The following is a 13,354-nucleotide window of genomic DNA, read 5'->3' as shown; positions in this document are numbered from 1 at the left end:
TGCTGCACACCTGTTGATAACACTTGTTCAGGTGTAGAAAACTCTGTTAATGACATTAATGCAGCCTTCCCTTCCCAATTAGCAAAAACATCATTGAATTCGGGAAAGTATTTATCTAACCAATGATTTACTTTGTTTTTTATTATATTTAAATTTTTGCTAAGGCTCTCTCTCATACCCATTGCTATCCTTAGCTCACTGTATATTCCTTCCGGAATGTAAGGCTGAGAATATCGGCCCTCAATGACAAGTTTTGCAATAGTTTTAGGATCTTTAAGGTCATTTTTTGTCTGAGAGTTATCATCTAGTTCTTTGCTCCTTTTAACATGAAATGGGTTAACAAGAACAAGTTTAATCCCTAGTTCCTTTAAAAAGTTTCCCAATGTAAACCAGTAATGCCCAGTAGGTTCTAAACCCACAATTATGTTATCTTTTTTATTTTCTTTGGCTACTAATTTTAACCATTCATGAAATGTCTTAAAACCTTCAGCCGTATTTTCAAACGATTTAACCTTACTAAGCTCTATACCTCTGTAATCGAACGCTCTTGCATACTGAAATCACTTTGCGATATCAATTCCTATTACTAATGTACTTTCTGTTATTGACATTATCTTCTCATTCTGTGTATAATTCATATTGAGTACCTCCACTGATAATTATAAATTAGGGATAAAAGTTGCAACTGTTATACCCTGTATTTTATCAGTAGGTGCTTTTTTTTTCAAAACTCATTTTAATTCATAACAGGAATGCTCCATATTTTAAAAACCTTATTAACTTATTATACCATTTTTAAGAAAAACAGTTAATAAGGTTTATTTACATTAAATATTAATCTACCTGTAAGTCTGGGTATGCACTTTTTACTTCAGCTTTAAAAGCTTTAATCATTGCATCTTTTGAAGCTGTTTTTCCAGTAATTAATAGTTCTACTTGTTGGTTCCATACATTGTTAATGCTATCATCATATTCTGTAAATAATTTACCATTAACACCTTTAACAAGTTCGCTATAAGATTTGTATACATTTTGTCCGTTTAAGAATTTATTGTCTCCATCTGATGACCCTGATAAAGCAGCTTGAGTATCTACATTGTTCATGAAGTCACCTTCAGCTATTGCCTGCGCAGTCATAAATTCTTCATTTGAAGTTATATATTTAACAAATTCCCAAGCATTCTGTTTTTCTTTACTCTTACTAGCTACACCAAGCCAAGTTCCGCCCCAGTAGTATGGTGTTTGTGCTTGTACAAATGCATAGTTGCCTTCTTCTTTTGGAGCATTTTGTGCTAATACGAAAGGAAGTCCCCATGTTGGAAGCATATATCCAAAAGTAGTTTCATCAGACATTGATCCTGTCCAATCTGGTGTCCATTGAGTAAACTTAGCATCTAAACCTTCTTTTCTAACTGTAGTTGCCTCATCAATATAATCCATCATCTTATCATCGATAACTGGTTTATCATCTTTTACCCATCCTTCACTACGACTACCGATGGCTACATTTACTAATTCATTATATCCAGCTAATAGTTTAACCTTTCCAGAACTTTTCTCTTTAAGAGTTTGGCCTAGTTTTATAAAGTCTTCGTTTGTTGTCATCATTTTTTGTATATCCTCTGGATTATCTGTACCAAGATACTCTTTTGCTATGCTTCTCTTATAGAAGAATCCACCTGGAGTTGCCTGCCAAGTTAAAGCCCTAATTGAATTATCTTCTTTATTTCTTCCCAAATCTATAGTATAAGGTACCATTTCACCTGTAAGATCTTCTGCATTATATGGTGCTTTTGATAAATCTTCATAAAAATCTAAATTAGTGAATTTCTTTACATAAGCGGCTTCTGATAAAAATATATCCGGTACTCCTACGCCAGCACTCATTGTAGCTGAAACTTTAGTTGTATATGCGCTATTGTCATTTGGGATTGATACAAGCTCCACCTTAATATTAGGGTAAACCTCGTTAAACTTATCAATAATGCCTAAATCTTTAAGCTCAGTATTCCAATACCAAATTGTTATAGTTCCAGAGTAATCAGCCGGTACTTTTTCAACTACTTTAGCTGGATCTTTTTCCGGCTCTTTATCATTTGCTGAATTTGATCCACATCCCGCAAGCATTGCAGTAACCATTATTGTTCCCCCTTAGATAATAGATTTATTAATAAGTAACATCTTTTAAAGATATTACAATACTATTTAATTAAGTGTAAACGCGCGTTTATTAATTGTTAAAAAAATGTAAAACAGTTTATTTTATAGTTTTACATGAATTCCTTTCAATTAAATCAATAGGTACAGTATAATTTGCTGAAAAATTGGAATCATTCTCTATTGATGTTATTAGACTATTTGTAGCTATAGAAGCCATTTCCATTAAAGCCATTCTTACAGTTGTAAGTGGTGGATTTATATATCTTGCTACTTCTATATCATCAAACCCAACTATCGAAATATCTTCAGGGACTTTTAATCCTGCTTCTTGAATTGCTTGTATGGCTCCTATGGCCATATGATCATTCCCACAAAATATTGCAGTAGGAATTTCCTTTTGAAGCAGTTTCTTTGTGGCATTATACCCTCCACTAATTGTGAAATTACCTTTGACAATTAAGTTATTTTTTATGATAATACCTGCCTCTGTTAAAGCATTTTTATATGCATCAATTCTTTCTGTGGCAGACAAATGTTCTGTTACTCCTACTATATGTGCAATTCTTTTATGACCAAGACTAATTAGATGATTAGTCGCTTTATATGCTCCACCATAACTATCGGCATTTACAATTATACATTTTTTATAAATTTCTTCGTCTGGCTTTACAGCTTGATCTAAAAGCACAACCTTGCATCCATAATTTATAATTTCTTTTATTTCTGACTCTCCATTCTTTTCTCCAATAAATATTCCACCTGCTATAGTCTTATTATAAAAAGTTTCCTTTACTTTCTTATAATCTTTTTGTTTACTTACAATGGAAACAAGTACATTATAACCCATTTTACTAGCATTATCTATAACCGCACCAGTAAAAGGTGAAAAGTAAGAAGATGCCGTAACTTGTTTGCCGTCTAAATCTTCTTTCATATCAATAATGAAAAGACCAATTATTCTATTTTTAACTCCTGCAAGCATTCTAGCAGACGCGTGTGGTACATAGTTATTTTCCCTTATAATTTGTTTAATTCGTTTTCTTGTTTCTTCTGGAACATTAGCATAATTATTAATTACTCTTGAAACGGTGCTTCTTGAAACTCCAGCTATTTTTGCTATATCTATACTGTTCATGTCAGCACCTCTTTTTAATTTTAAACGCGTGTTTATAATATAATTTTACTATACATTTTCTTACTTTTCAAGCTCTAATAAGTTGAAATTTCTTTATATAAACGAGTTTTAGTATAATTAGCTTCCTTTATATCCATATTACTCCTTTTCTTAATAATCGTTTTCATTTTCTAACCCATTTCTATTTCTATTTTATGAGATGACCCGTCACCAAAGAGTGGAAGTGTTTTCTCCTCTATAATTCTTCCATCTACTTTTATTATTTTTACACCCTTTGAAACATGTTTTGGATTTGAAACTTCAATATTGTAGATATCTCCCCTATATACACGTATAATTTTAAACCCATTCCAATCGCTTGGAATACAAGGATCTATACTGAGTCCATCATATTCTGGTTTTACCCCTAATATCCATTGAGTTACTGCAAAATAGTTCCACGCAGCTGTACCTGTAAGCCAAGAATTTTTAGCTTCTCCATATCTTTGCGCGTCTTTTCCTGCTACCATTTGTGAATAAACATAAGGTTCAGTTCTATGGACCTCACTTATTTCCTCAACATAGGCTGGAGCTATTCTTTTATATAAATCAAAGGCTCTATCCCCTCTACCTAAAACTGTTTCAGCAATCATTATCCATGGGTTATTGTGACAGAATATACCACCATTCTCCTTATACCCTGGTGGATAAGATGTAATTTCACCAATATTTACATCATACTTACTATAAGATGGGGTTTGAAGCATTATACCATACTTAGTGTCTAGTCTCTCTTTAACAGAGTCTAACGCTCTTAATGCTAATCCCTCCTCTACACCAATTCCTGCCATAACACAGAACCCTTGAGATTCAATATATATCTGACCCTCTGTATTTTCCGTGCTACCTATCTTATTTCCATAAGCATCATAAGCTCTTAAAAACCACTCTTCATCATATCCCTTATTAATAACAGTTTTTCTCATCTCTTCAATATGATTTTGTGCTATTATAGCCTCTTCTTTTAAGCCACGTCTCTTGCATAGCTCTACAAATTCAGGTCCTATAAATACAAACATTCCTGCTATTAGAACAGATTCAGCAACTCTCCCATCTGGATCACCAGATGTTTGAAAAGACTCATCAGGTTCTGTAGAAAAACAATTAAGATTTAAACAATCATTCCAGTCCGCTCTTCCGATTAGTGGCAGTCCATTAGGTCCAAGATTATTTATAACATGATAAAAAGAACGTTTTAAATGCTCCATTATTGTATCTTTTACATTTTCATCGCAACTGAAAGACACGCGTTCATTTAAGATGTCAAAATCTCCTGTTTCTTTTATATAAACCGCAGTACCTAAAATCAGCCATAATGGATCATCATTAAAGCCCCCTCCAACTTCAAAGTTCCCTTTTTTAGTTAGTGGTTGATATTGGTGATACGCTCCACCATCTTCAAATTGTGTAGCTGCTATATCTAATATTCTTTCCCTTGCTCTTTCGGGAATTTGATGCACAAACCCAAGTAAGTCCTGATTTGAGTCTCTAAACCCCATACCTCTTCCAATCCCAGATTCAAAATAAGATGCACTTCTAGACATATTAAATGTTACCATGCACTGATATGGATTCCATATGTTAACCATACGGTTTAACTTGTCATCATCACTGTTTACATTATATTTTGACAGTAGATTTAACCAATATTTGTTTAGTTCATCTAATCCTTCTTCTACCTCAGTATCATTCTTAAATCTATTAATCATAGCTTTAGCCTTAGTCTTATTAATAACACCAGGACTCTCCCATTTTTCTTCTTCCTCATTTTCTACATATCCAATTATAAAAATAAGGCTAGCCTCCTCGCCTGGTTTAAGAGTTAATACTTTACTGTGAGACCCTACAGGAGACCATCCGCTAGCTATAGAATTATTTGATTTGCCATAAGTAACCGTTTGTGGTGAATCAAACCCATTGTATAGTCCAAGAAATGACTCTCTATCACTATCAAATCCATCTATATCTACATTTACTGAGTAAAATGAATAATGATTACGTCTTTCTCTATACTCTGTTTTATGATAAATTACTGAATTATCTACTTCCACTTCACCAGTACTAAAATTTCTTTGAAAGTTAGTCATATCATCATATGCATTCCATAAACAGAACTCAATAAATGAGAAAACAGTAATTTCCTTAGTGTCACTTGAGGTGTTCTTTATTTTAAGTCTATTCACTTCTCCATTATATTTTAATGGTACAAACATCATCTGCTCTACTTCAATGCCATTTTTCTTACTTTTTATATTTGTGTATCCAAGTCCATGCCTACATTCATAGGAATCCAATTTAGTTTTTACTGGCATATATCCGGGCGTCCACACATCTGTACCATCATTTATATAATAGTATCTTCCACCATTATCCACAGGCGCACTATTATACCTATATCGAGTTAGCCTTCTGAGCCTTGCGTCCTTATAAAAAGAGTACCCACCACTAGTGTTCGAAACAAGCGAGAAGAAGTCCTCTGTCCCAAGATAATTTATCCACGGATACGGAGTTTCAGGCGTTGTAATAACATATTCTTTATTTAAATCGTCAAAATAACCAAATTTCATTGTTTATCCCTCCCCCTTATATTTATACAATTCTATCTTATACAGAATTATTAATTAAATCAATTAGCATAAAAGCTACAATTAGCTACATTAATTAAATTACATTCAATTAACGCGCGTTTACGGTACTTTATATAGAATTTCGAATTTAAATAAAAAAACATCTATAAAATTGATTTACTCAAATCTATAAACGCTCTTTATTATAATTTATTTCCTTTGTTTCTTTTTAGTAGTTTTTACTTGTTTCTTTTTATTTTTCTTTTTATCTTTATTGAATTTACTACTTTGCATAATATGTTGAGGTTTATCCTTGGAAGTGTCTTTTCTAAAACATATCCAGCACCCAAGTTCAGCTATAGTATCCTCAATAAATGCATATCCTTCATTTTTTAAATTCGGAAACTTTTCACTATCATGAATTTTAACAGCCTCATTCACTTCTTCAAATGTTATAAAATCTTCTTCTACTAATTTATCTTCATATGATTTTTTTATAAACTGATATAATTCATTTGGCCCTGCTTCACAAGAACTACATATAAGCTCATTCCAAGCCTGAGAATATTCTCGTTCGAGTTTTCCCTCAAATAAACTTTTATAATACTCAATAACTTCACTTTGAGATATAACTCCCTCTCCCAGTAGAACAATAAATGATTTAATCGCAGCACATCTAACATATTCATTAACACTACTATCTTCAACTAATCGCTTTATTAATTCTGTGTCTCCACCGCAAACTGATGCTAAAATTTTATGTAACTCCTCCGTAAGGAGATCTCCAAACATATCGTCTGGAATTTCATCTGGTAAACTAACTAAATCTATAATCGGCTTAAGACCTTGAATTTCTTTAAACTGCGCTAACAAAAAACAGGCATAGATATGTGCAAAATAATCAGGTTTTTCTAAAATATCTTCATAATTATCCAAAGCATTTTTAAGTATATTTAGTAATTCAGGTATAAACTCTTCCTTACGTTTTACTATTTCGCTTAATTGTATTTCCGGAAATTCACCGTTATTATACTGAATTGATTTAAGTAATTCATTCATAGTTTAAACTCCTTTTTGTTTGAATTCTAGTTTGTGTTTTATTCCTTTAGATTCTTTATAATATCAATGATTTTTATAATTATCAAGAAAAATTTGAGTTTGTATCGTTGTATTATTATGTAAACATTGATGGTATAATTATAAAATAAATGGGGTGGTGGTAACGTGAAGAAAAAATATATTTTGAGTTTGTTAATTATATTACTTATATTAACTTTTGCTTATAGATATATACCATATAAATCCATTGTAAATGAATATGTTGTAAATATTTTGAAGCCGAAATTTAATGTTCCTGAAAATTTCTCTAAAGCAGATAACAACAATAATGGAGTAGCAGACCCATTAGATATAGTGAATGGTGCATATAATGAAGTTCTTAACAAAACAAAATATGAGAGTAACTATTATAGCGGTGGTTTTCCTCCAGATAATGAAGGGGTATGCACTGACGTGATTTGGAGAGGATTTAATGCTGCAGGTATAAATTTAAAAAATCTTATCGATAAAGATATAATTAGTAATACTGAACTTTATTCGAGAGTACACGGCATGCCTGACCCTAACATTGATTTTAGACGTGTACCTAACCAAGATGTATTTTTTAGTAGAGATTGCCTAAGTTTAACTACTGAACTTAAAGCTAGAAATGCTGAAAATCTAATAGAGTGGCAACCTGGAGATATTGTGGTATTTACAAAGGGTTATGAACACATTGGTATTATTTCTAATAAGAGAGATAAAAATGGTATTCCCTACGTTATTCATAATACAAGACCCCATGCTACTACAATGAAACTTTCTTGGTTCAAATCCCCTGTCCATGCCCATTATAGATGGAAGTTCAACTGAAAACCCCACGCTTTTAAGCGTGGGGTTTTTCGAACAAATAAGGTTTACTTGAGTCATTATTAAAAACATTTGTATTAACTATCAATGTATCTTACTGGCATTATATGGTTTTTCTTTGAAATCTAATGCATTATATAATTCTCTTATCTTTTTAATTTCATCAATATTAATTTTATACCAAATCTCATCTATCTTCATCCTATCGACTACAAATAAAATAGTGTGTTCTTTTTTCCCTTTTATTTGAATATTAAACTCCCATCCTTTTGACCCGCTAAACATTATTACTTTTTTATCTATTGAATTAATAAACAATATAACCTTTTCAATATCATCCTTTTTATCTATTAACTTAATTTTAGGCGGACTGGGTAATGCCGTTATTGTCATACTATTAATATCAACTGTTGCTATTTCTGATATTTACATATAGTGAGACCAAGAAAAGTATACAATAACTATTACTATAATTATTGATATGGATACAAATAATTTCCTCATTCATTTGCTCCTTAATTTTATTTGTTAATCTTGCAAAGGAGCTATATCTCTAACTCCATCTATGGGATAAGCTTTAGAATAATTAAAAGTCTTTAACTTTAGCTTTGACTTTTCCTTTAAAGTATTTAGGTCATTGGCTTTTATCAAACCGTTTGATAGTGTATATAAAGTATCGTTTATATACAAAATTCTATCTACAAAATACTTCCCATCAAACTTTGAATTATTATTGTTTGAATTCCTTACTTCATCATTGTGAGTTATTTTTCCTTTTAGCTTTATACCATTTACTAAATCAATATTATAAATATAGGCTCCCTGATAGCCCTCCTGTGATATATTAGTTTTACTATTATAATTATTTTCGAAAACAGGCAACGCTAGTAGTTTTTTTTCTTTAGAAAAAAGTAAAGCCTTGTGGTTGTTTAACACCTCTGAATAGGTACCGCTACATCCTATTGTTGTCATAAACTGCTGAACTGGTTTAGCTACATTACTCACATCAAAGATTGCGATTTTCATGCCCTTAGTTTGAGCTCTATCCTCACCACCCTCGCTAATAACTTTAGTGTCCATTCCAAATCCTATTAAATGCGTCTCATCATAAGGATGTAAGTAATTGCTGAACCCTGGAATTTTTAACTCTCCCAAAACCTTTGGACTGGTTGGATTCTTTAAATCTATTACAAATAATGGATCAGTTAGCATAAAAGTTACTATATATGCCCTGTCTGAAATAAACCTAACCGAATAAATTTGTTCTCCGTTTGCAAGCCCTTCAAGCTTCCCTACTACTTTCATATCCTTATCCAACACATAGAGGTTATTAGTAATTTGATTTTCTGGTTTATTACTACTTTTTTGAATATCTGGATCTACACTTGTGGTTGTTCCATCATTTGATACCGTAGAGTCTTGAAGCGTCATAGGCCGTACCATAGAATAATTAAATTCAGTTGTAGCTATTCTAAAGTTTCCGTCCTTTTCATCCATAGAAAACTGATTAGTGATTGTTCCCGGAACTTCACCTTTAGATACAAATTTTACACCCTTATTCTCATAGGCAAATTTATAAAGTATAGTATTGGTGGTTCCGTTATTATTTTTATCACCCTTCCACTTGGTGCCCGCTATATATAGGTTCTTATCTGAGGAGTATATACTGTTTCCCGAGCCAAGAATCGTGCTAATATTCACCTTTTCTTTATTATCGTCAACATTGAAAGCTGCCACCATTATATAATTTGGCTCAACCGAATCCGGCAGGTAATTTATTTTATTGAAATCAATAAGATTCTTACCAGTACCAATTGCACTATCATTATAATAAACCTTACCTATATTTGCATCCTGCTTAATATTACCTATATTATTTAAATTTTTATTTGCAATAATATACACTCTTGACCCAATCATTCTAGAAGAATTGTAAAGACCGTCTATTTCAATATCTCTTATTTTTTTAATATTTTTTTTATTAGATACATCATAACTTATAACCTTTGTAACCCCAGAAGATGGCATCATAATGGAAGTTCTATTTTGGTCACTATTCTGAATACCTAGATTTTGATAGCTATTACCAACTACTACCAATACATTTCCCCTTAAGAAAATGCCATTTACATTATAATTATCTTCAAAGGTAATATTATTTACTTCCTCCATACTAGAATCTACATCGGTTTTTATAACATTTATAATTTTACGAGAATTCACCTTGAATATATATTCTCCATCGGTTTTCACCAAATCTTCCTCGTCTACTCCTTCAACTTGCAGGTTGGTATTCGAATGTTCTGTAGAAGGACTTTCTGCAGCTTTATTTGCTAAAACTCCTGCTCTGCCACTATCTATACTGCTTGATTCAGATTTTACACTATCTTTCATCATAGGTAATAATCCATCTCTAGCAAAACCATATGTCCCGCCATCATTTTGATCAATATAAGTCTTTAGTAATTTCTGAAGATTTTCAGATGACCCAACAGTTGGTAAATCTATACTAGATTTTACTGCAACAAGTTGTGTATCGCTTTTAATAAGGCTATTTGCCACTACATTAATTCCAAATGCTAAGACTATACCCGCTGCTAACACTGTAAGTGGTTTAATCGCGCGTTTTCTCTTATAATCTCTGCCTTTTTTTATACCATTTTCAATAGCTAGATCCAACTCTTTTGGAACTTCTGTATTATCATATTCTTTTTTAAGCTCATTCATACTATCCTTGTTCATAATAGCTCCTCCTTTAAATCAAGTTTAAGTTCCCCTAGCGCTTTGTAAATCATTGTTTTTACTGTTCCAAGTGGACACTGAAGTGTCTTTGCAATTTCCACCAAAGTCAAATCATGAAAATACTTTAATATGACAATTGTTTTATATTTTCCTTGTAGTCTATCTACCGCTACCTTGATATCAATTGTTTTTTCATTATCCACTGCATTTATCAACGTATCAGAACTTACATTTTCTTCGAAGGATACATATTTGCTATTTTTATTTATTGAGTCAATCGATGTATTAATAAGTATCCTAGTTAACCATGTATTAAATAAACTTGGCTCTTTTAGCCTTCTAATAGATATGTAAGCCTTATAAACCGTTTCACTGACAATGTCCATAGCCTCTTCTTTGTTTTTCACATAAGCAAAGGCTGTCTTATAAAGCTGGCCTTTGCGTTCGCTTAGAAGTTCATAAAAAGCATTATTGTCTCCCTTTTTAGCTAATTTAATCTTTCTAATAGTATCCAATTTGTGATCCTCCATTTCTAATATAATATATAACTTAATTATTAAGTAAAACCTTACTTTTGTTATTTTTTAATGCTTATACTAATTAGACGGTCAAAGACCGTATTTAGTTTTAATTAATATATATAATTATTCACATAGTATTTTAACCTTAAAGTATTCACAAAAAAAACAAAACACCCTATCTTCTTATTAGTAAGATAGGGCTTAAACCAGAACCTTATATTTAAACTTACCACGTGGGTGGCACCATTTATTGAACTTTCGAGGTTCCTTTTGAATATTTAAGAAATCCCTTATCCATATTTAGCACTAAAGCTCCTGTTTCATTTAAATATTCAACATAAGACCTTAACATCCTATCTAACATGGTATATCTATATCTGTTTTTTACATTAATATTAAATTTTTTAATAACAGCCTTTAAAATATCTTCCATTGTCATAGCACCATCTATAACAGTGGCTATTGTTAATGCTCTATCTTTATAGAAATTTATATTATCTGTTATGAGTTTTGTAATATCGTCATACATACCTTTGTGTGCCACTACATATTTACTATACATTAAGTCATAAAGCTTTATCTTACTTTTCAAATCCTCACTTAGTATATAGGCATATGGCATTTTAGCTCCCCTCATGACTTCATAGCTTATAAGGGCATCTGCTAAATAGCAAACGTCATCTGGAGTAGTAATACATATATGTGCCGGACTGTGCCCAGGCGTATGAATAATATTAAATTTAATACCCTGCACTGTTATGCTTTCCTGGTTATCCGAAATCATAATATCTGTAGCACATACCATATCGCCAAAATGCTCTGAAACATCCGATAATGTTTGGTTATTATAATACAGTTTGAGATTTACTGTATTACTACAAATAAGTGCTTCATAAGATGGCATAGCGATAATACAGTTATATTTTCTCTTTAAAAATGCATTATTCCCTACATGGTCTATATGAGCATGAGTACATATTATAGCAACCACCTTAAAATTGTTTTTCTCCAGAAGCTCATCGATTCCTTTTTTTTCTCCTTCTAACCACCCTGAATCCAACATAATAATTTCTTCCTTATTAATTTTATAAAAAGGAATGTACGTCATACCAGTATTAATGCAAAATGTGTTTCCCTTTATTTCTATTATTTTCATTTGTTAAATTCCCTTCTTTTTTTACTTTATTATTATAACAACTATAAAACCTGCAAACTCCATTTATAACGACTCTGATTTATATATTTAACACCATTTAGCAATAAATATTATAATATAATGTATACTTAGACGAAACCTATTAGTATACATGAAAACATCATGTAGAGGAGGTATAAACATGGCAATTTTAATTCCACCTAAATATACTAACCTTGAAGAAATCAATCTTGATATATATGACTCAAAAGTATCATATTATGGTGGAAATCAGAACTGGTTTCCAAATAGATCTCATAAGCGTAGCGGTTGTGGTCCTGTTGCTGCAGCTAATATAACTGCATATTTATCTCGAACCTTTGAGGATAAATACAACGTGTTATATCCCTGCAAAGGCTTTATTAATAAGAACGATTTTATTAATCATATGATTGAGATTCGACAATACGTGAGGCCAGGCTTCTTCGGACTTACATCTGTTCACCAATTTTCAGATAATGTTTTAACATTTTCAATAAAAAGAGGAATACCCTTAACTCCTCATATTTTAGATGATAATGGCGCTAGTGTCCAAGATGCTGCAACCTTTATTTATAAAGCTTTATCTCAAAGACTACCCGTTGCCATTCTAGTTCTCAAACATCCTATAAAGGAATTTAAAGAATACACTTGGCACTGGATGACTATCACAGGTTTAAAATTTGATACTGAATGCAATCTGTATTCTATCACAGTTTCTACCTATGGAGAGCGTAGAGAGATAAATTTAACTTCACTTTGGAATAAGCGGCGTTCAAAAGATATAATTAATCTAGCATATTTCAGTTAGCCTTCTAAACTGCTATAATTATAACACATACTATAAAAAAGTAGTGAATAGCAATTAATAAATCGAGTAGGTAAAAGCCGAAAATAATTTTCCGGCTTCTTTCCTCTCACAGAACCGTACGTGCGGACCTCGCATACGGCTCCTTGCAAACCTTAAAATTATTATTATTATTATTATTATTATTATTATTATTCATAATAATTTAACAAGACACCGACCTGTATATCGGATAAGTGAACAAGCTTTATTTCTTTAAACCATATATTTGGAAGTGCCATATGTATCAATGTAAAATTT

Annotated in this window: 11 protein-coding genes; 2 read left to right on the top strand and 9 right to left on the bottom strand. The window is 31.6% G+C overall.

The genetic code is table 11. The features are described from left to right. From ACJAX4_RS16290 to ACJAX4_RS16270, 5 genes are all read right to left on the bottom strand, one after another. Positions 1-527: IS110 family transposase (locus ACJAX4_RS16290; RefSeq protein ID WP_435790507.1), on the bottom strand; the 527-nt coding region annotated here is incomplete at its 3' end. Positions 528-834: 307 nt separating this feature from the next. Beyond that, the gene (locus ACJAX4_RS16285; protein WP_435790506.1) at positions 835-2,139 is read right to left on the bottom strand and encodes an ABC transporter substrate-binding protein; all 1,305 of its coding nucleotides are present in this window, start codon (positions 2,137-2,139) and stop codon (positions 835-837) included. 118 nt (positions 2,140-2,257) lie between these two features. Then, positions 2,258-3,295 (bottom strand): LacI family DNA-binding transcriptional regulator, encoded by a 1,038-nt coding sequence (locus ACJAX4_RS16280; RefSeq protein ID WP_435790505.1) that lies wholly within the window; start codon positions 3,293-3,295, stop codon positions 2,258-2,260. A gap of 170 nt (positions 3,296-3,465) precedes the next feature. Continuing rightward, positions 3,466-5,901 (bottom strand): GH36-type glycosyl hydrolase domain-containing protein, encoded by a 2,436-nt coding sequence (locus tag ACJAX4_RS16275; protein ID WP_435790504.1) that lies wholly within the window; start codon positions 5,899-5,901, stop codon positions 3,466-3,468. 210 nt (positions 5,902-6,111) lie between these two features. After that, the gene (locus ACJAX4_RS16270; RefSeq protein WP_435790503.1) at positions 6,112-6,960 is read right to left on the bottom strand and encodes a DUF1186 domain-containing protein; all 849 of its coding nucleotides are present in this window, start codon (positions 6,958-6,960) and stop codon (positions 6,112-6,114) included. A gap of 165 nt (positions 6,961-7,125) precedes the next feature. Between ACJAX4_RS16270 and ACJAX4_RS16265 the strand changes: the two genes are divergently transcribed. Further along, complete coding sequence (locus tag ACJAX4_RS16265) at positions 7,126-7,812, top strand: DUF1287 domain-containing protein (RefSeq protein WP_435790502.1); 687 nt, start codon at positions 7,126-7,128, stop codon at positions 7,810-7,812. An 81-nt stretch (positions 7,813-7,893) separates the two neighbouring features. On the opposite strand, the gene ACJAX4_RS16260 is transcribed toward ACJAX4_RS16265, so the two are convergent. From ACJAX4_RS16260 to ACJAX4_RS16245, 4 genes are all read right to left on the bottom strand, one after another. Then, entirely contained in the window at positions 7,894-8,202 is a 309-nt protein-coding gene (locus ACJAX4_RS16260) for a hypothetical protein (RefSeq protein WP_435790501.1), read from the bottom strand. 135 nt (positions 8,203-8,337) lie between these two features. Further along, a complete protein-coding gene (locus tag ACJAX4_RS16255; RefSeq protein ID WP_435790500.1) occupies positions 8,338-10,551 on the bottom strand; it encodes a beta-propeller domain-containing protein in 2,214 nt (737 codons plus the stop codon). After that, positions 10,548-11,066, bottom strand: coding sequence for a sigma-70 family RNA polymerase sigma factor (locus tag ACJAX4_RS16250; protein WP_435790499.1), 519 nt, complete (start codon positions 11,064-11,066; stop codon positions 10,548-10,550). Before ACJAX4_RS16250 ends, ACJAX4_RS16255 begins: the two co-directional genes overlap by 4 nt. Positions 11,067-11,319: 253 nt before the next feature. Beyond that, entirely contained in the window at positions 11,320-12,228 is a 909-nt protein-coding gene (locus tag ACJAX4_RS16245; RefSeq protein ID WP_435790498.1) for an MBL fold metallo-hydrolase, read from the bottom strand. 181 nt (positions 12,229-12,409) lie between these two features. Here ACJAX4_RS16245 and ACJAX4_RS16240 point away from each other — a divergent pair, with 181 nt between their 5' ends. After that, complete coding sequence (locus ACJAX4_RS16240) at positions 12,410-13,057, top strand: hypothetical protein (RefSeq protein WP_435790497.1); 648 nt, start codon at positions 12,410-12,412, stop codon at positions 13,055-13,057. Positions 13,058-13,354 lie beyond the last annotated feature (297 nt).

The sequence above is a fragment of the Clostridium sp. genome (assembly GCF_051278035.1).
Classification (GTDB): Bacteria; Bacillota; Clostridia; order Clostridiales; family Clostridiaceae; genus Clostridium_AD.
This window is presented reverse-complemented; position numbering and strand designations above follow the sequence as displayed.

What these genes read in the sequence shown, in the direction of transcription:
- ACJAX4_RS16285 (WP_435790506.1), bottom strand. Translation starts at nt 2,139, where the DNA reads ATGGTTACTGCAATGCTTGCGGGATGTGGATCAAATTCAGCAAATGAT.
- ACJAX4_RS16280 (WP_435790505.1), bottom strand. Translation starts at nt 3,295, where the DNA reads ATGAACAGTATAGATATAGCAAAAATAGCTGGAGTTTCAAGAAGCACC.
- ACJAX4_RS16275 (WP_435790504.1), bottom strand. Translation starts at nt 5,901, where the DNA reads ATGAAATTTGGTTATTTTGACGATTTAAATAAAGAATATGTTATTACA.
- ACJAX4_RS16270 (WP_435790503.1), bottom strand. Translation starts at nt 6,960, where the DNA reads ATGAATGAATTACTTAAATCAATTCAGTATAATAACGGTGAATTTCCG.
- ACJAX4_RS16260 (WP_435790501.1), bottom strand. Translation starts at nt 8,202, where the DNA reads ATGACAATAACGGCATTACCCAGTCCGCCTAAAATTAAGTTAATAGAT.
- ACJAX4_RS16255 (WP_435790500.1), bottom strand. Translation starts at nt 10,551, where the DNA reads ATGAACAAGGATAGTATGAATGAGCTTAAAAAAGAATATGATAATACA.
- ACJAX4_RS16245 (WP_435790498.1), bottom strand. Translation starts at nt 12,228, where the DNA reads ATGAAAATAATAGAAATAAAGGGAAACACATTTTGCATTAATACTGGT.
- ACJAX4_RS16240 (WP_435790497.1), top strand. Translation starts at nt 12,410, where the DNA reads ATGGCAATTTTAATTCCACCTAAATATACTAACCTTGAAGAAATCAAT.